The organism is Gordonia sp. (in: high G+C Gram-positive bacteria), from assembly GCF_049647785.1.
In the GTDB taxonomy this organism is placed as follows: Bacteria; Actinomycetota; Actinomycetes; order Mycobacteriales; family Mycobacteriaceae; genus Gordonia.
On sequence record NZ_JBARYI010000054.1, the window covers coordinates 1 to 18,795 of the forward strand.

Annotated in this window: 11 protein-coding genes and 4 tRNA genes; 8 read left to right on the forward strand and 7 right to left on the reverse strand. The window is 63.1% G+C overall.

All coding sequences use genetic code 11. The features are described from left to right. Positions 1-50: 50 nt before the first annotated feature. Positions 51-953, reverse strand: a complete 903-nt coding sequence (locus WBA38_RS08440; protein WP_424294203.1) for an alpha/beta fold hydrolase — start codon at positions 951-953, stop codon at positions 51-53. Positions 954-1,066: 113 nt separating this feature from the next. On the opposite strand from WBA38_RS08440, the gene WBA38_RS08445 reads away from it, so the two are divergent. Next, positions 1,067-1,957 (forward strand): alpha/beta fold hydrolase, encoded by an 891-nt coding sequence (locus WBA38_RS08445; protein ID WP_424322469.1) that lies wholly within the window; start codon positions 1,067-1,069, stop codon positions 1,955-1,957. 16 nt (positions 1,958-1,973) lie between these two features. Here the strand turns inward: WBA38_RS08445 and WBA38_RS08450 are convergent, their stop codons facing one another. After that, positions 1,974-5,021, reverse strand: coding sequence for an MMPL family transporter (locus WBA38_RS08450; protein WP_424322470.1), 3,048 nt, complete (start codon positions 5,019-5,021; stop codon positions 1,974-1,976). Positions 5,022-5,335: 314 nt separating this feature from the next. Continuing rightward, positions 5,336-5,408: transfer RNA gene (locus WBA38_RS08455), tRNA-Lys, on the reverse strand. Positions 5,409-5,855: 447 nt separating this feature from the next. On the opposite strand from WBA38_RS08455, the gene WBA38_RS08460 reads away from it, so the two are divergent. The 7 genes from WBA38_RS08460 to WBA38_RS08490 all read left to right on the forward strand — a co-directional run bounded on the left by WBA38_RS08460 (position 5,856) and on the right by WBA38_RS08490 (position 12,575). Continuing rightward, positions 5,856-5,928 (forward strand) — tRNA-Glu (locus WBA38_RS08460). Between the two features lie 87 nt (positions 5,929-6,015). Next, positions 6,016-6,089, forward strand: a tRNA-Asp gene (locus tag WBA38_RS08465). A gap of 29 nt (positions 6,090-6,118) precedes the next feature. Further along, positions 6,119-6,192, forward strand: a tRNA-Phe gene (locus WBA38_RS08470). Between the two features lie 216 nt (positions 6,193-6,408). Then, the gene (locus WBA38_RS08475; protein ID WP_424322471.1) at positions 6,409-9,168 is read left to right on the forward strand and encodes a hypothetical protein; all 2,760 of its coding nucleotides are present in this window, start codon (positions 6,409-6,411) and stop codon (positions 9,166-9,168) included. 180 nt (positions 9,169-9,348) lie between these two features. Further along, complete coding sequence (locus WBA38_RS08480) at positions 9,349-9,903, forward strand: YceI family protein (RefSeq protein WP_424296245.1); 555 nt, start codon at positions 9,349-9,351, stop codon at positions 9,901-9,903. A 69-nt stretch (positions 9,904-9,972) separates the two neighbouring features. Then, positions 9,973-11,706, forward strand: coding sequence for an adenylate/guanylate cyclase domain-containing protein (locus WBA38_RS08485; protein WP_424296247.1), 1,734 nt, complete (start codon positions 9,973-9,975; stop codon positions 11,704-11,706). A gap of 2 nt (positions 11,707-11,708) precedes the next feature. Further along, positions 11,709-12,575, forward strand: coding sequence for an oxidoreductase (locus WBA38_RS08490; protein WP_424296248.1), 867 nt, complete (start codon positions 11,709-11,711; stop codon positions 12,573-12,575). Positions 12,576-12,582: 7 nt separating this feature from the next. Here the strand turns inward: WBA38_RS08490 and WBA38_RS08495 are convergent, their stop codons facing one another. From WBA38_RS08495 to WBA38_RS08510, 4 genes are all read right to left on the reverse strand, one after another. Beyond that, positions 12,583-13,209 carry an alpha-ketoglutarate-dependent dioxygenase AlkB gene (locus tag WBA38_RS08495; protein ID WP_424296250.1) on the reverse strand — a complete coding sequence of 209 codons (627 nt, stop codon included), beginning with the start codon at positions 13,207-13,209 and terminating at the stop codon, positions 12,583-12,585. Between the two features lie 40 nt (positions 13,210-13,249). After that, positions 13,250-14,407 (reverse strand): pyridoxal phosphate-dependent aminotransferase, encoded by a 1,158-nt coding sequence (locus WBA38_RS08500; RefSeq protein ID WP_424296253.1) that lies wholly within the window; start codon positions 14,405-14,407, stop codon positions 13,250-13,252. A gap of 118 nt (positions 14,408-14,525) precedes the next feature. Further along, on the reverse strand, positions 14,526-16,181 hold the full coding sequence (locus tag WBA38_RS08505; RefSeq protein WP_424296375.1) for a DNA repair helicase XPB: 1,656 nt from the start codon (positions 16,179-16,181) through the stop codon (positions 14,526-14,528). Positions 16,182-16,243: 62 nt separating this feature from the next. Further along, positions 16,244-18,580, reverse strand: coding sequence for a helicase-associated domain-containing protein (locus tag WBA38_RS08510; RefSeq protein WP_424296373.1), 2,337 nt, complete (start codon positions 18,578-18,580; stop codon positions 16,244-16,246). Between the last annotated feature and the right edge of the window lie 215 nt (positions 18,581-18,795).

Genomic DNA, 18,795 nt, shown 5'->3' on the forward strand with positions numbered 1-18,795 from the left:
ATGCCGCGTAGCGCGGCATGTCGCCACGCAAATCGCCAAGCCCAGGCGTGTCAAGCCCAGGCGTCTAGAAGTACATCGAGTATTTCGACACTGTGCCCGAGGCCGCTGATGTGGCTCTGGCTGGGCATGTGGTGGAGTTCGGCATGGGGGAGCAGCTCAACCATGTGCTGGCCGTGCGAGAACGGAATGATGTTGTCGGCGTCCCCGTGCCACCAGTGGATGTACGCATCCACATCACTAATGCGGAAACCCCAATCCCGGACAAACAGCTGCAGGTCAGCGAAGGGGGCTTCCATGCGACGGCTGCCGCCGTGGAGCAGGTCGTCGAGGAACATGGCGCGAAATTCCGGGCGCGACAGCAGTTCGCGGTCAGCCTCGGGTGAGAACCTGCCGTAGAGGCTGATAGCGGGATCGGCGATCGGGCGGGCAAAGCCAAGTGCGGTGCTGAGCAGAGACCCGATGGGCCGACCAGCCACATTGAGCAGAGGCACAGCGTGCTGTGCAAGCTGGACGGCGCCGCCTTGGATCGCGTCGGGGCCGTTGATCGGTGCTACTCCGCCCACGATTCCGGTCGACACCACGCGGTCAGCCAAGAAATGGGAAACCGCTAGCGAGTATGGCCCGCCACCCGACAGTCCAATCACCGAGAAACGGTCGATGCCGAGGGTGTTGAGTACGGTTTGGAAGTCGGTGGTGAAGTCTGCGATCGACGAGTACTTGTGGGCGGTCGACGAGCCGACACCGGGACGGTCCAGGCCGATCAGGCGAAAGCCGCGCTCTTCCGCGTATTCGCGCGCTTCGGGCGGGATCTGGCGTCGTGCGCCGGGTGTGCCGTGCAGCCAAACGACCGTCGGGCCTTCGGGTGAGCCGAACTCGGAAAAACCGATGCGTCGGCGGCGGTCGTCGCCGACCGCGATGGAGCCTTCGAGCTTGGGACGATCAATCGGAATCACGTCGCGAGTATGGCAGATCACAGCGTTCCAAGGCGAGACGGATACTGTCATTTGTCTTAAAGGGTGCTGTGAGCAGGGACACCTCGCCTCCGGCACCGGTGTAGCTTGGAGTTATGCCAGGACTGAGCAACCCTTTCGTCACCATGCGGCGAGGCATCAGCCACGCTGTTCGCCCGTACCCGGTGGCCAGTCTCCCAACCGGTCGTCGCCTCGAACTCCCTGGTCGTGGCACGACCTTTATCACCGATTCGGGTCAGCCCGACGGACCCGTCATCTTCCTGCTGCACTCCGTCTCGACCACCGGGCTGCTGTGTTGGTACCCGGTGATCCCGGAACTCGAACGTGAATATCGGGTCATCACGATGGACCATCGTCGGCACGGTCGCGGCATCGAATCGGACACCTTCTCGCTCGATGATTGCGCGGACGACGTGATTGCCGTGGCCGATGCTCTGGGGATTGACCAGTTTGTCGCCGCCGGATTCTCGATGGGCGGCGGCATCGCACAGTTGGCCTGGCGACGCCACACGGATCGGGTTTCGGGGCTCGTGCTGTGTTCCACGGGCCCGTACTTTTCGAGCATCGACCCGGGGCGCTTGGCCTTGGAGCATCGCATCGGCAAAGCGCTGACTTTTGTCGACCGGGTGCTGCCCAACCCGTCCGACCGCGCGCTCGACAACGCCACCGGGCACCCCATCAAATGGGCCCTCGCTCAGGTTGTGTCTACACCGTTGGGATTGCAGGGAGTGTTCGGCGAGGCGATGGGCAATTTTGATTCGCGCCCGTGGCTCGGTGAAATCACCGCTCCGACCGCCGTCGTGGTGTCGACGCACGACAAGATCGTCCAACCTGAACGACAGCAGTTGCTGGTCGACGGGATTCCCGGAGCTCGACGGTTCGACGTGGCCGGGGGCCATGCCTGCTGCGTGGTTGGTGCGGAGAAGTTTGTGCCGCAGTTCGACGCCGCGGTTCGCGAAGTGACGCGCGCCGTCGCTCCCGTATAGCTCAACTCCGTCTCGCTCAGGCAGGTTTAGCGGGCCACCACATCCGGTCGCCGAGGACGGCGATTGTCGCCGGTACCAAGACTGATCGGACCACCAGGACGTCGATCAATAGGCCGATACCGATGGTGAAACCAATCTGCACCAGATTGAAGGTGGTGCCGGACATGAGGGCAAACATGGTGATCGCAAAGACGATGCCCGCGGTTGTGATGACGCTGCCGGTGCTGCCGAACCCGCGGATCACTCCGGAGATGAGCCCGCGACCTTCGGATTCCTCACGGATGCGGGACGCGAACAGCATGCTGTAGTCGGCGCCGACAGCGATCAGGGCCATTCCGGCGACCGGTGCCACGGACCAGTCGAGCGGGATCCCGATGATGTGCTGCCACACCAAGGTGCTGATGCCCATCACCGCCGCGAACGACAGCAGGACGGTGGCCACCAGGATCAACGGTGCGACGATGCTGCGTAGCAACACCATCAGCACGATGGTCACGGCGATGACGGCGACGAGGCCGAACAGGATGAGATCGCGGTGGAGTTGGTCGGACATGTCGGCCGACAGGGATGCGAGGCCGGTATTGGAGATCTTGGCGTCGGCCAGGCCGGTGCCGGCGAGCGCACTGTGCGCGGCTGGTGCCAGGGTGCGGCTGGCGGCGAGGGCGTCGCCGCTGTACGGGTTAATTTTCCAGGTCACCATCATGCGTGCGGTGCGCCCACTGGGGGAGATGAGGAGCTTGGCGCCCTCCACCATGCGCGGGTCGTGAAGGGCCTCGTCGGGCAGGTAAAAGCCTCGTCCGGGACCGTCCGACGTCGCCCGGCTCATGGCACCGAGGTAGTCGGTGGCTTGTCGTAGGCCAGCGTGGAGTTGGTCGGTGAGGGCCGTCAGCTGAGCGGTACCGCCCTGTACTTGGCGGAGGCCATCGGCGAGTTGGGTCATGCCGTCGGACAGTTCATTGACGCCCGAGGTGAGGCGATTCAGGTCGGCTCGAATCTGATCGGGCGTGCGGCCGTTGAGTTGGCCGAGCATGCTTTGCAACTGTGTCAGGAGGCCGCTGAGGGCTTTGACCGACGATTCGGCGCGCGCTGTTGCTTGCTCGGGAACCGCTGCTGCCGACCGTAACTGAGTGAGGGTGTCGCGGGCACGACCGTCGGTGGCGCGGTTGAGTTGGTCGAATGCGGCGCGGGCCGCCAAACAGGCCGGATCCTGCGCGCAGGCACCGGGCATGCGGTTGGCGATGAGGGGCCCGAAGGTGCGGTCGAAGCCGTCGATCGCGGGTTTGGCGGCGGCTGCGGCGGCGCGGAGGTCGGAGATGAGCGGTGTGACGGCGTCCAGGCTGCCGCGCAGTGAAGTCGTGGCGCCGGCGAGGTCGGTGCGATGACCGGTCGCGGCCTCAACGAAAGCCTGCGCTGCGTCGAGGGAGTCGAGAACGCCGTTGGCCATCGTGACAACCTGGTCGGTGCCGTCGACGAGTTCGGGCATGCGGCGCGTGGCGTCGTCGGCACCGGCGGAGAGTTGGTCGACGCCGCTCGCGAGACGGCGCAAGTCGGGGCGGGCGTCGGCCATCTGTTTCGCGGCACCGTCGAGTTCCTTACCGACGCGGCCAGGCACATAGCCGGCCGCGGATTCAGCGAGCGGTTTTCCGTCGGGGCGCGTGATGGATCGGACGGTCGCGACCGAATCGAGGCGTGCGACGGCATCGGCGGCGAGTTCGAGGGCGGCGAGGTCGGAGGTATTGCGGAGGTCGTGGTTGCTGCGGACGATCAGGTATTCGGTCGCGATCGCGTTGTTTCCGTAGTGCTTGTAGACGGCGTCGTAGCCGCGGGTGGATTCGTTGGCGTGCACAAACATGGACGATTCGTCCCAGTTGGTTTGGTGCCCGAGCAGGAGTGTTGTGCAGCCGAGAAGGAAGGCGAGCGAGGCGGCGGCGTAGATGCCAGCGTGGCGCATGATCCGAGCACCTCGCGCGCGCCATTTTCGTTCGGTGGACGGGCCCGGTTCGGCGAGGCCGCGTCGACCGGCGATCGACAGGAGGGCGGGCGGCAGCGTCAATGCGAGGGCCAACACCACGAGGATGGCGATGGCGGTGGGTGGTCCGGCGGTTTTGAACATGCCGATTTTGGTGAAGATCATCGACGCCGAGGCGGCCGCGATCGTGAGAGCCGATGCCACCAGGACGGGTCCTGTGCGGCCGCTGGCAGCGGCGACGGCGTCGCCCACGTCGAGCTTGCGGCGTCGGCCCTCGTGATAGGCGGCGAGGGTGAAGATGGCGTAGTCGGTGACGGCGCCGAGGACTAACGCGGTCATGATCGCGATCGTGAAGTTCGAGATCGACAGCCAGCCGTGACCGCCGAGGAACGACGCGATCGGCCGCACAATAGCCAGTCCGAGAGCCAGGCTGATCAGCGGAATCGCGGCCGTCGAGAACTTTCGATACACGGCGAAGATGACCAGCGTGATCAGCAGAATTGAGACGCCGGTGATGATCAATAGTGAGAAGTCGATGGCGCTGAAGAGGTCTGCGAGGGTCGCGGTGGGGCCGGTGTAAAAGGTCTGCAGGCCGGCGGGCGGACGGGTGTCGTCGATGATGTTGCGGATGCCATTGGCGGCGTGGTGGGCGCGCGTGGATCCGACGGATCCTTCGCTGGCGATCATCAGGTTGACGGCTTTGCCGTCGGGGCTGACGGCGGCTTCCCGGGTGACGGGGCTGCGGTAGAAATCGACGACGTAGGCGACGTCGTCGCTGGCAGACAGGGCCTTGACGAGGCGTTCGTAGTAGCGCTCGTCGTCCGGGCCGAAGCCCTTCTCGTCAACCAACACAATGCTGCTGACCGCGTTCGAGGTGGGGACGCCGAAGTCGTGCGCCATGTTCTCGAGGTGACCGTTGGAGGGGAGCGATCGGGGCAGGAAGTCGGCGGAAGTTTTGGAGACGGTGACTTCGAGTTGTGGGACCGCGATGTTGAGTCCGGCGGCGAGGACGATCCAGAATCCGACGATCCACCAGGCGTAACGGTGGGCGAATCGTCCAACACGGGTAAACGTGCGGCTCTGACCGTGCGACATATTTTCTCCCGTGACAGTCGGCAATCGATAGCTGTAACCATAAGTAACGCATACCGATTGGTCTACTGTGATTGTCGGCACATGCTCCGCTCCGACTTTCCGCATTTCTGTCACAAAACGACCAGATCGTCACCGATCGCGGGGTTTGGTGACGGTTGCGCAGACGCACGACGACGGTTCGTGACAGAAAAGGGGGATTCGGGCGGGTGGAGAGCCCCGAAATGCCGGAACGGTGAAGGGTCTGGGCGGCGGGGGCGTCGTCGTGGGGCGGAAATGCGAAAAACCCCGCCGATTTCTCGACGGGGTTTCACCGGTGCCCCCAGCAGGGCTCGAACCTGCGACCTGCGGATTAAAAGTCCGTAGCTCTACCAACTGAGCTATAGGGGCATCACGCGTGCTGCGCGACGAGAGGAAGTCTACCGAACCGAGTTCGAGGATCTGCATCCACACCCGCGCGGCGTTCGACGACGCGTGGGTGGGGCTGCGCTCCGTGGCGTGTTGCCTTGGCGAAAGTGGGCCCGCCGTCGCCCGGCATCTGCGCATTTCTGTCACAAACCGTCGTCGTGCGTCTGCGCAACCGTCACCAAACCCCGCGATCGGTGACGATCTGGTCGAATCGTGACAGAAATGCGGAAAGGGGAGACCTGAACGGAGGGCGGGGGACGGGCGCCCAGTGATTTGCGCAGCCGGGATGGGGTTGGACGAGGTGGACTCGGGACGCTATTGTTGAACGTGGCTCGAGGGAAACCGCCTCAAAATGGTTCCTGACCAGCCGATTTGTGTTCCTGGGAGTAGATGCCATAAAGTTTGTCTCGCTCCCAACGGGGAACACCGGCCCCCTTCGTCTAGCGGCCTAGGACGCCGCCCTTTCAAGGCGGTAGCGCGGGTTCGAATCCCGTAGGGGGTACGCAGATCGACTAACATCGAGACGCTGCCAACACCGATTCGGTGAACGGAAGCAGATCGGCTAAGGTCGAAACGCACAAAAGAATATGGCCCTGTGGCGCAGTTGGTTAGCGCGCCGCCCTGTCACGGCGGAGGTCGCGGGTTCGAGTCCCGTCAGGGTCGCTAGGTATCGGTTTCGACTGACGCCTTCTGGCCAGGTAGCTCAGTTGGTACGAGCGTCCGCCTGAAAAGCGGAAGGTCGTCGGTTCGATCCCGACTCTGGCCACAAGATAGTCCCCCTGGTAACTCCAGGGGGATTTTCTTGTATCCGGAGCTGGTGTTGAAAGCGGGAAAGATCGCGGGTCGGCAACAGGGACTCGACTGGCCTTCCGAGGTGCGCCCGAGTCATTCAAACGCCGCGTAACCTGGGTTTTGGCTAGGACAAATCCACCGCACTATGTCAGTGTTTCGGTGGACTGCTGGGTATTGATGAGGAGGGGCGATGGCCAACGAGGAAACGCCGCAGGTGACCGAACAGGCGCTCAGTATTGTCGACAATGTTGTGGACCGCGATTACACAGTTCAACGACTCGTTGAGAATCCCGTCGAGAAGGTCATCGACGTTCCCGTCACCCTCGAGCGCATCGTCGAACGACTCGTAGTCGACACCGTCGACACCATCATCGACAAGCCAGCCACCATCTCGCGTCTCGTCGAAAAGCCCGTCATTACGATCGTCGACGAAGTGACCGACAAGGACGTGACCGTCACCCGCATGGTGGAACGGCCTGTCGTCACCATCGAAGACGAAGTCGCCGACAAGCCGGTGAACGTGCACCGCCGCGTCGAGAAACCCGTCGTCACCGTCGTTGACAACGTCGTCACCCCCGCCGTCGACGTACCGCGCCTCGTGGAACAACCTGTCGTCACCTTCGTCGACGAGATCACAGACAAACCGGTCGAACTGACGCGCCTCGTCGAAAAGCCCGTCATTACCGTCGTCGACAAGATCGTTGACAAACCCGTCGACATCCCGCGGATGGTCGAAAACTCGGTCGTGACCATTGTCGACAACATTGTTGACAAGCCCGTCGAGATCGCCCGCACGGTGGAAAAGCCCGTCGTCACGATCGCCGACGAGATCGTTGAAAAGCCGGTCGAATTCAGCCGGCAAGTCGAAAAGCCAGCCGTCACCTTTGTTGACGAGATCGTCGAAACGCCCGTCGAAATCTCGCGGAAGATCGAAAAGCCCATCGTGACCGTGGTTGACGACATCGTCGACCACGAAATTGAGATCAGTAGGCTGGTCGAGAAGCCCGTCGTCACCGTCGTTGACGACATTGTCGACAAGCCCGTCGAGATCAGCCGCCTCGTTGAAAAGCTCATCGTCACCGTGGTTGATGACATTGTCGATCGACCCACCGAAGTGCGACGCAAGATCGAGAAACTTCTCGTCGAGATCATTGACGACGTTGTCGACAAGCCGATCAGCGTGGAACGAATGGTGGAAAAGCCGATCGTCACCATCGTCGATAAGGTCGTCGAGATTCCCGTTGAATCGATCGTCGAGAAGGTCATCGAGAAGCCGGTCGAAAAAATCATCGAAGTGGTTCGCGAAGTTCCCGTCGAGCGAATTGTCGAACGGGAAATCGAAGTTCCGGTCGAGAAGATTGTGTACCGCCCGGTTGAGAAGGTCGTCGAGCGAATCGTCGACGGGGATGAGGCCGACGCGGTCGTCACGACCGTCAACAAGGACATTGAGATTCCCGTCGAACGCATCGTGTACAAACCGGTCGAGCGCATCGTCGACAAAGAAGTTGAGCTCCTCGTCGACAAGGTCAACATCAAGGTCGTTGAGGTTCCGCGACAGGTAACCGTCGAACAACTCGTCGACCAGCCCATCGAAAAGTCCGTCGACCATATCGTCGAGCGCATCGTTGAGGTCCCAAATGTGGTCGAGAAAGTCATCGAGCAGCCGGTGGAACGAGTCGTCGAGCGCCTCGTTGAAGTTCCCAACGTTACCGAGAAGCTCATCGAGCAGCCCGTGGATCACGTCCTTGACCGCATTGTCGAAAAGCCCAATGTGGTCGAGAAGATCATTGAGAGCCCCGTCGAGCACACGGTGGAGCGGATTGTCGAGAAACCGGAGCTGATCGAGCAGATCATCGAGAAGCCCGTCGAGCATGTCATCGAACGGACCGTGGAAGTTCCGTCGGTCACCGACAGCGTGGTTGAGAAGCCGGTCGACCACGTGGTGGAACGTGTCGTGGAAATGCCGAACGTGATCATTGCGGACGTCGAGAAGCCGGTAGATCGCAACGTGGAGCGGATCGTTGAAGTTCCCAATGTGATCGAAGAAGTCGTTGAAACCCCGGTTGACCACACCGTCGAGCGTGTTGTTGAGGTTCCCAACGTGATCGAGAATGTGGTGGAAGTTTCCATCGATCACCCGGTGGAACGGATCGTCGAAGTCCCGAATGTGGTCGAAGAGGTGGTTGAGCAATCGGTCGACCGCGTGGTTGAGCGGATTGTGGAAGTTCCGAACATCATCGACAAGGTGGTGGAACGGCCCGTAGACCGGATTGTTGAGCGGGTGATGGAGCGACCCAACGTCATCGAGAAGGTGATCGAGCAACCCGTCGACCGCATCATCGAACGGATTGTGGAGCAGCCGAACATTGTCGAGAAGGTGATCGATAAGCCTGTCGAGCATGTGGTCGACAAGATCGTGGAACGGCCCGAGATCATCGAGAATGTCGTCGAGCAGCATGTCCGACGAGAGTTCGACAAGAACGTCCAGACTCCCGTCCTCGTCGAGAACGTTATCGAGAAGCGCTTTGACCATGTTGTTGAGCGCATCGTGGAGAAGCCCGTCGAGCACATCGTCGAGAAGGTGGTCGAGAAGCCGGTTTACGTCGAGGTCGAGAAGATCGTCGAGAAGGAAATCGAGCAGATCGTCGTCGTCGAGAAGCCGGTCATTGTCCGCAAGATTGTGGAGAAGCCGGTGGAGACGATTGTGGAGGAAGCCCCGGACACGGTTCGGAGCGTCACGCATGAGGAACAGGTCGAGCGGCCCACTGCGGCTCAGCCGCAGTTCCTGACGGCACGGGGCGATGCGGGTAGGCACCGCTGGGTCGACAAGGCGACCGGTGAACATCCGGACGACGGTGTAGCAGGCTCGGCGTCTGATGAAGCGCAGGCTCGTCGGCACGTGGATCCGTCGTACCGTTCACGCGGTGCCCGTCATCGCGGCGAAGATTAGTTCGTTTCTGCTGTTTTCTTCAAGATTGCGCCGGTCGAGTCTTATCTCGACCGGCGTTTTCTGTGAATGCGATCACACACGGAATTATCCGGACCGCGGTCCGGTTATGCTTCGTGTGTGCGGCGATAGTGGCCGCGAACGCCCAACCGCCTTCGACATCACGAACCCAAGGAGAACGACATGACGACTGCAATCTTGACCCCCACCGATCTGGCCGCAGGCACCTGGAACATTGATCCGGTTCACTCGACCATCGGCTTCTCGGTTCGCCACCTCATGGTCTCCAAGGTTCGCGGAAACTTTGACACCTTTACCGGCGCGGTCACCATCGCCGAAGACGGCACCCCGGCCGTAACGGCCGAAATCGACGTGACCTCGATCAATACCCGCAATGAGCAGCGTGACGGCCATATCAAATCGGCAGACTTCTTCGACGCTGAACAGTTCCCGACCGCCACCTTCGTCTCGACTGGCGTCGAAGCCGATGGCGATGACTACAAGCTGACCGGTGACTTCACCCTCAAGGGTGTCACCAAGCCCGTCGTCCTCAAGATGGAGTACAACGGCGTTAACCCCGGCATGGGCCACGGTGCGGTCGCTGGCTTCGAAGCCACCACCGTCATCAACCGCAAGGACTTCGGCATCGACATCGAAATGCCTCTCGAAACCGGCGGCACCGTCGTTGGCGACAAGATCACCATCACTCTGGAGATCGAAGCCACTCGCGCTGCATAAGGTCGCTACGCCTCATCACCTCCCGGTCTTGGGTAATCTCAGTGAGATTCCATTCGGCCGGGAGGTGATTTGTCTTTGCAGCGTCAGACGAGGGCTGATTTGCATCGCTTCGCCGACTGGATCGATCGCAGGCTAAAGGTCGCCTACTTTGGTGGGCGTTTGGTCGAAGGTGGCAACGAGGCGGTGGCAGCCGAATGGCGTGCCACCGACATGGAAACACGCAAGAAGGTCGGCCGCCGCGCAGTGTTGATCGGTGGATTCATCATGATCGGCGCCAAGGTGCTCATTAGCGTCGAAACTTTCGTCGCCGTGTACCTGTCGTTTGGCGTTGGCGGGTTGACGCTTCACGTCACCGGCGACGACCCCGGGATGCTTGCCGTGGCATTCGCGACCATCGTCGGCATCGTTGTTAGCGCCTTCACGGCAATCGCCTTCCTGCGACCGCAGTTCGAGTGGTTTGTCGGCGGTGCACCTGCCGACGACGAACGCAGCCACGACGTCCAAGTGATCCCCATGCGGTTGGTTTATGCCGATGCAATCGGCTGGGTTGCCGCCTACGTCGCCTACCTGCTGGTGGCGCAAGCCGAACCCATGCTGATGCTGGCCATGGCGGTTGCTTTTGTGTTGGCTGCCATCACATCCGGGTGCGTGTCGTACATGTTTATCGAGAGCGCAGCGCGCCCCCTGGTGATGCTTGCCCTCGGCGGCGAAGCGCTCCGCGATGCGATGCACGGAATCCGCGAACGGATGTTCGTGGTGTGGATCGTGTCGGCAGGTGTGCCGATGGTCGGCATGCTCGCTGTCATCATCGGCCGCTATATCGACGTGGTCCCCGAAGTGCGCGACTCCTTCGATTGGCCCGTTGCCTTCCTGGCCTTTATCGCCCTCGCTTCGAGTGGGCGCGTTGTCGGCCTCGTGGGGCGAGCAATCCGTGACCCCCTTAACGAAATCCGTGATGTGATGATCGCCGCGGGTGAAGGCGACCTCACCCAGCGCACCGCGGTCTACGATGCTTCCGAGATCGGGGTGCTGCAGGCGGGTATCAACGAGATGCTCGACGGTCTCGAAGAACGTGATCGAATGCGAGTGATCTTCTCCCGCCACGTCGGTGCGGGTGTGGCTGATTTGGCCATGGAACAAGGCGGGGAGCTCGTCGGATCCAATACGGACGTTGCCGTAATCTTCGTCGACATCACCGGTTCGACGTCGTTCGCTGCGCGACGTGACCCCCGCGAGACCGCAGCCGTGCTCAATGCGTTCTTCTCGATCGTCGCGGAAGTTGTCGAAGAGTACGGCGGCTTTATCAACAAATTCGAAGGAGATGCCGCGCTCGTCGTCTTTGGCGCTCCAGAGCCCCTGGCGAACCCCGCAGAATCGGCATTGATGGCCGCGCGCAAACTGGGCGTGAAGCTGAGCGAAGGACTCCCGCTCGAGTGGGGCATGGCCGTCTCATACGGGACGGTGTTCGCAGGCAATATCGGAGCGCGGACACGCTACGAATACACGGTCATCGGCGACTCAGTGAATGAGTCAGCCCGGTTGTCCGACCGCGCGAAAGAAGGATACTCGCCGGTGTACGCAACGGGCATTGCCGTCGGGCACGCGGGTGCCGAGGAGGCGTCGCACTGGCGTCGCGTGGACCGGGTGACCCTGCGCGGGCGCCCCGAACCGACGGAAGTGTTTGCGCCCCGAGAACTCCTCACTCGCCCGGAACCACCCTCGCTGGGCGCGGTCCTGTCCGATCTCGTAAAGTTTGCTCTCCCACGTGACCGTGCCAGCCGAACCACCATTAAGGAGCCCTGACAATGAATTGGTCAGCAATAGATATGCCCGCGCAAGAAGGTCGGCGCTATGTCGTCACCGGGGCGAATGCTGGCATCGGGGCGGCAATGGCCACACGGCTCGTCGCCGCTGGCGCGCACGTGACGCTCGCCTGTCGCAACTTGGAGAAGGCTGCTGCCGTTGCCGATCCACTCGGAGAGTCGGCAACCGTCGCGCACCTCGACCTGGCTGATCTGTCATCGGTCCGCGAATTTGCTGACGGCATAGGTGAATTCGATGTGCTGATCAACAATGCCGGAGTGATGGCGTTGCCGATGACTCGGACTGTTGATGGCTTCGAAATGCAGATGGGCACCAACCACCTCGGGCACTTTGCGCTTACCGGATTGGTGCTCGGCAAGGTTCGAGAGCGGGTAATCGTGATGTCGTCGTTGGCTCAGAATTTGGGCCAGATCCGTCCCGACGACTTGAACTGGACCACGCGTCGCTACAACCGGTGGTCGGCGTATGGGGATTCCAAGCTCGCGAACATGGTGTTCGGTCGGGAACTGGCGCGCAGGCTCACCGCCGGTGGGTCCCACGTGACCGTCGGAATTGCCCATCCCGGATATGCGATGACCGACTTGATGACCGGTTCGGACACCCCCGTGGACTACCTTATGCGAGCTGGCGAGAAGCTGAAGGTGGGGCAGAGTCCCGATGCCGGTGCGATGCCAGCTCTGTACGCGGCGACGATGGATGTCCCGACCGGTAGCTATTGGGGGCCGAAGTGGGCGCTGCGGGGTGCGCCGTCGCCTGCACGCTACCGCGGGGTGGCCGATGACCAGTCGGCGCGAGATCGCCTGTGGGCCGCATCGGAGGAACTTACCGAGGTCTCGTTTGATCTGTGACGGCTGTCTATCTGACCCCAAGAGGTCGGAACTGGACGCTGATGCGCGGGCCCGCCCCCGCGGCTTTGGGGACGGCGTGATCCCAGGTGCGCTGGCAAGAACCGCCCATCACGAGCAGATCGCCAGAACCGAGGACAAACTTGCGCGACGGGCCGCCGCCGCGCGGTCGTAGTAGCAGACTTCGCGGTGAGCCCAGCGAGACAATCGCGATGAGCGTGTCGTTGGTTCTGCTTTTGCCAATGCGGTCGCCATGCCAGGCGACACTGTCGGAGCCGTCACGGTACAGCGCCAAACCCGCCGTCGCGAACCCTTCAGGCATCACGTCAACGTAATGCTCGTTGAGCGCGGCGCGGGCGCGCGGGAGCATCCGGTGGGGAAGGGCAGCTTGATGGTCGTAGAAGGAGAGCAGTCGCGGGACATCGATGACGCTGTCGTACATTTTTCGACGCTCAGCCCGCCATGGGACGTCGTTGACCAGCGTGTCGAACATGTCGATGGAACCCGAGATCCAGCCCGGCCGGACGTCCACCCACGCGCCCTCGGTGAGTTCGTGACGAAGCATGTGCCCGTGCAGCGGTGCGAGGTCGGTGTCGGTCGGATCGTCGAACAGCGACGCTTGGACTCCCGTGCTCATGCGTTCGAGTGTAGCCCGCAATCGAACGTATGTGCTAGACCTAAAGTCGTGACCGCAACCGATCCGCCGCTTCCGCGATCACCTCATCGCGCTTACAAAACGCAAACCGAACAAGATGTTGCCAGGACGCCGTGTCGTCCACGAACGCACTGACCGGGACAGCAGCGACGCCGACCTGGGCCGGAAGTTCGCGGCAGAACTGCGCACCGTCTGTGTGGCCGAGAGGGCGGATGTCGGCGCACACAAAATAGCCAGCTTCGCTGCGGTGGACGTCGAATCCAGCTGACCGCAAGGCGTCCGACAAGACGGTCCGCTTCCGTTCGAGATCGGCACCGTTGCGTTCGGCCCACGCCATCTCGGTACGCAGGGCGTGCGCGACGGCCGGCTGGAACGGCCCGCTACCCACGTAGCTGAGGAACTGCTTGGCTGCCCGGGCCGCGGCCACCAGATTCGCGGGGCCGGTGAGCCACCCAACCTTCCAGCCCGTGCAACTGAAGGTCTTCGCTGCGCTGGAGATTCGGAGCGTTCGCTCGGCCATCCCCGGGAGCGTCGACAGCGGCGTTTGCCTGCGGCCGTCAAACAGCAGGTGCTCATACACTTCATCGCTGATGGCAACCGCATCGTGCTCGACCGTCAGTCTGGCGATCTCGGCGAGGTCGTCGTTGCTCAGCACAGTGCCGGTCGGATTGTGCGGCGAGTTAACCAGCACAGCAGCGGTATTGGGTCCGAAAGCGGCGGCGAGTGCGTCGCGGTCGAGGACAAAGCCGTCCCCGTCGGGCACGAGGGGGACCGTTTTTCGAACGCCTCCCGCGAGTGCTACGCAGGCCGCGTATGAGTCGTAGTACGGCTCAATCATGACGACCTCACGCCCGGGTTCCACTAATCCGAGGATGGCCCCGGAGATGGCTTCGGTTGCGCCAACAGTCACCAGGACCTGCGTGTCCGCGTCGAGTTCGATCCCGTAGAAGTCGCGCTCGTGCTCGGCGATCGCGTGCCGAAGCGCGGGCACTCCGATGCCGGGCGGGTACTGGTTGTCGCCGCTCTTGATGGCATTGACCGCAGCCGCCAGCATCGACGCCGGACCGTCCGTGTCCGGGAATCCTTGGCCGAGATTGATCGCGTCATGCTCGACGGCCAGCGCCGACATCTCCGCGAAAATCGTGGACGTAAACGGGCGCATGCGATCGACCAGTGGCATGCGTCCAGGTTGGCATATTGGGGTCGCGAGGTGGCCCCGGGGTGGTGAGAACGATTTGCGTGGCGACACGCCGCGCTACGCGGCATGTCGCCACGCAAATCTGGTTACGGCACGACCGTTAGTCGGAAAGCGGGGGATTTACGATGTCGCTCGCATCGACGATGCGATAGGCGTACCCCTGCTCAGCGAGGAAACGCTGGCGGTGGGCGGCGTAGTCGGCGTCCAAACTGTCACGGGAGACCACCGAATAGAAGTGTGCCTGACCGTGGTCGGCCTTGGGACGCAGCAAACGACCCAGCCGTTGTGCTTCCTCCTGGCGCGAACCAAAAGTGCCCGAGACCTGCACGGCCACCGATGCTTCGGGGAGATCGATGGAGAAGTTCGCCACCTTCGACACCACGAGCGTTTGCAGTTCTCCGCGGCGGAATGCATCGAAGAGCTTCTCGCGCTCCGCGTTTCGCGTCGACCCCTGAATCACCGGGGCGTCGAGTTCGCGGCCCAACTCCTCAAGCTGATCGATGTATGCGCCAATCACCAACGTCTGCGAACCGCGATGCTGCTCCAGAATCGACTTAACCACCCGCAATTTGGAATGCGCGGTGGAGCACAGCTTGTATTTTTCGGCCTGCTCGGCGACCGCGTACTGCAGTCGTTCTTCGTCAGTCATGGTGACGCGAACTTCGATGCACTCGGCGGGCGCAATCCAACCCTGCGCCTCGATGTCTTTCCACGGGGCGTCGTACCGCTTGGGGCCAATCAAGCTGAAGACATCGCCCTCGCGGCCATCCTCGCGAACCAGGGTGGCCGTGAGCCCCAGACGCCGACGAGACTGCAGGTCGGCCGTCATCCGGAAGACGGGCGCGGGAAGCAAGTGGACCTCGTCGTAAATGATGAGTCCCCAGTCTCGGGAGTCGAAGAGGTCGAGATTTTTGTACTCGCCCTTCGATTTGCGCGTCATCACCTGGTAGGTCGCGATGGTGACCGGGCGGATCTCCTTGCGTTCGCCGGAATACTCGCCGATCTCATCCTCGGTCAGGGTGGTCCGGGCGATCAGCTCTCGTTTCCACTGTCGTCCGGCGACGGTGTTCGTCACCAGAACTAGCGTCGTGGCGGCGGCTTTCGCCATCGCTGCCGCGCCGACCATCGTCTTACCGGCACCGCATGGCAGAACCACAACGCCTGAGCCGCCAGCCCAGAAGGAGTCGGCGGCGAGTTCTTGGTAGTCGCGCAGCTGCCAGTCGTCTTGGGCCAATGCGATGGGGTGGGCTTCCCCGTCGACGTACCCGGCGAGGTCCTCGGCAGGCCACCCGACTTTCAGCAGGATTTGCTTGAGGCGGCCGCGTTCGGAGGGATGCACGACCACCGTGTCGTCGTCGAGGCGCGCGCCCAGCATGGGGGCGACCTTCTTATTGCGCATGATTTCTTCGAGCACGGCGCGGTCGAGGCTCACCAGAGTGAGTCCGTGCGCCGGGTTCTTAACCAGCTGCAGTCGGCCGAAGCGGCCCATGGTGTCGACAATGTCGACGAGCAGCGGCTGCGGCACGGGGAATCGGGAATGGGTGACGAGGGCGTCGACGACCTGCTCGGCGTCGTGGCCAGCAGCGCGCGCATTCCACAGGGCCAGCGGGGTGACGCGGTAGGTGTGCACGTGCTCGGGGGCGCGTTCGAGCTCGGCGAAGGGCGCAATAGCGGCGCGTGCCGCCGCAGCACCCGGGTGGTCGACCTCCAGCAGGAGGGTCTTGTCCGATTGCACAATCAGGGGTCCGTCAGTCACGGAACCATTGTCCAGGTTTGCCGCCGCCGCTGCCACCTGCCCGGATTCGGCGCGACCTGCAGTTACAGAACCTCGACCAGGGTGAGGCGATGCAGCGGGAAGCGCAGGTCGTCGTCGGTGCCTTCTTCGCTGGCGATCAATTGCCCTGCGGCGAGCGAACGTGCTTGCACCACATGACGGCTCGCGGCACCGTGCGCGTCGACGTAGCCGATCCGCAGGCGCCGCCCCGTGCGCAGCGCCAGTTGGATGAGCATCGTGACGGTTTCGCCCGACGGTGTGCCCGAGGCTGCCGTCGTGACCGGACTGGCCGCCCGGTCGGCCGTACGCATGCGCGAGACGACTGCGGCAGCCTGTCCCGGTCCCAAGGCGGAACGACGAGCCGCGGGTGTCCCGGAGTGGGCGTGGGAGCGGACGCGCGCGCCACGGCTGCGCAGGTCGATAAGAGCACCTGCCGAATCTTCTCCCGCGGGAGCGAAACCAGCTTCGCGGAGGCGGTCGATTACTTCGCGCAACGGTGCCGCAGAAACGGCGACCGTTGGTGCCAGCGCCCGCAAAGCGAGGTCGGTGGCCGCGTCGGTGCGGAGAACTTCGGCGAGGGTGGCGGTGTCGTCGCAGCGGATAAACGACGACGCCAGGCCAACGCGCAACTGTCCGTGTTTACGGGCGACGTCGTCGATCAGGTAGGTGAGGGACTGCGGCATCGGCGTCCGCGAATGATCTTCCAGGAACGACGACAGTTCGGCGCTGCCGAGTCCGGTGTCCAATGCGCGTCGAATGCTGTCTTCGGTGATGCGGAAAACCGACGCGGCACCGCCGGATTCCAGGTCGGCGAGAAGTCGGAGGCGGTCGGCGGTCGAGGGTTCGAGGGGGCCGGGCACCATCACGGTGAGGTCGGCTTGGACGAGGAAGTAGTCGATCAGGTTGGGGAGCGAGCGGTTCATCGCTTCCACGACGGCTGCGGGCGCATCGTCGTCGGTGTCGGTGGCGAGCAGTGCGCGCCCCACGCTCGTGAGCGACCCGTGCGCGGTAAGCCCCAGTTCCCGCGCCTCCCGCACGGTTTCGCTGACGACGTGCAACGTGAAGCGGCGCAGTTGGCGGGGATGTCGCCACACGAGAACGCTCGTCAACGCGTCCAAGGTGACCGGGTGCGCGGGTGCGGCTTCGCTGAGGGGGTCGAGGATTTGGCGGCGCCCGGAGATGGCGGTGGCGTCGAAGAGTTCCGACGACAGTGCGGCGAGCGTATTGCCTTCGCGGTCGGTGTCGCCGATTTGCCAGGGTCGGCGCGGGAGGTCGAGCCAGGCGCGTGCCAGCCCCAACCATCGGCGCGTGCTGTCTTGGTGGGCCCAGGCGTCGACGGCGTCGGTGGGGGCAAAGACGTTGTCGGGCATGAGGTCAAGGCTGTCGGAGTCGGGGGTCCCCGAGCCGAGTAGCCGGTTCTGCGCGAGGAGTTCGACGAGGAGACCGACGCGGGTGACGGATTGTCCGGTGGTTTTGGCGAGCCTGCGGAGTTCACGGATTCCGATACCGCCGGATCGCAGGATCGCGGCGGGGGCCGAACCGAGTGCTTCGATGAGGTCGTCGGCGTGCCGCAGTAGTTCGAGAGCTTCACCAGCGCCGGCCGCGTCGACGGTTTTGGCGTCGAACCGGCCGGGCGAAGTGGTGGCGAGCGAGGGGGCCCGCAGACTCGCGGTCTCGAGCGGTGGCTGGTCGCGTAAGAGCTGAGCCACTTGCGGTGGCAGTTCGACGGTCTGCTCGTCGACTCGGGCCAAAAGCCCGCGCGTGATCAATTGTGGGACGGGCGCTTCGGGGTTGGCATCGGGAGCGGCATCGCGGCTGCGACCGAGTGCCGACCCTTTGGCGAGAGTCGTCAGGAGTTCCCGCTGGCGGTCGTCGGCGGCGTCGATCCGTTCGCGAATGGTTTCGGCCGACAGTTGCGACATCGGGCCCAGCAGGTTGTGTGCCCGCCAGGGAAGGGCGGCAGGTAGGTGTGCGCCGCCGAGCCAATGCGTGTGCTTCCCGCGCTTGAGTGGTCCGGTGCCCCACAGCAGTCCGCGGGCGAGGAGGAAATCTAGGCGCACATCGATCTCTGCGCGCAATGCGCGTTTTCCCAGGCGTTCGACGATGTCGTCGCGGCTGACGGGGCCCAGCAGTTCCTTGCGCTCGCCGATCTCAGCCGCCGCATCTAGGAAGGCTTCCAGGACGGCGTCGCCCAGCAGGTCGATGCTTTCGCCAGCCAGTGCGATCGACGCCGCGGACAGTGCGCGTTGCGCGAGGACACCGGTGCCGCGGGGTGGGGGAGACGCGAGGTCGGGCCGAACAATCAGCAGTTCCACTAGGGCTTCGTCGGAACGTGTTGAGAGATCATCGGCCAACCCGCGCAGCGGCAGGTCCGGGCTCATTGGGACAACGTTACCGCCGAGGGGAGCGGCATGGCACAATGAGGCCGTGGCTAAGAAGACTGGATACGTAGACAACGGTTGGCCGACTGAGATCGGTGACGAGCATGCAGTGACTGAACTGGTTGCGCACCTCGCGGGCGCACTTTCGCCCTTTGGTGACACCGAGTTCCCCAAGGCTGCGGAAGATCTCCCGTTCATTCAGTCCAAGACGGTCG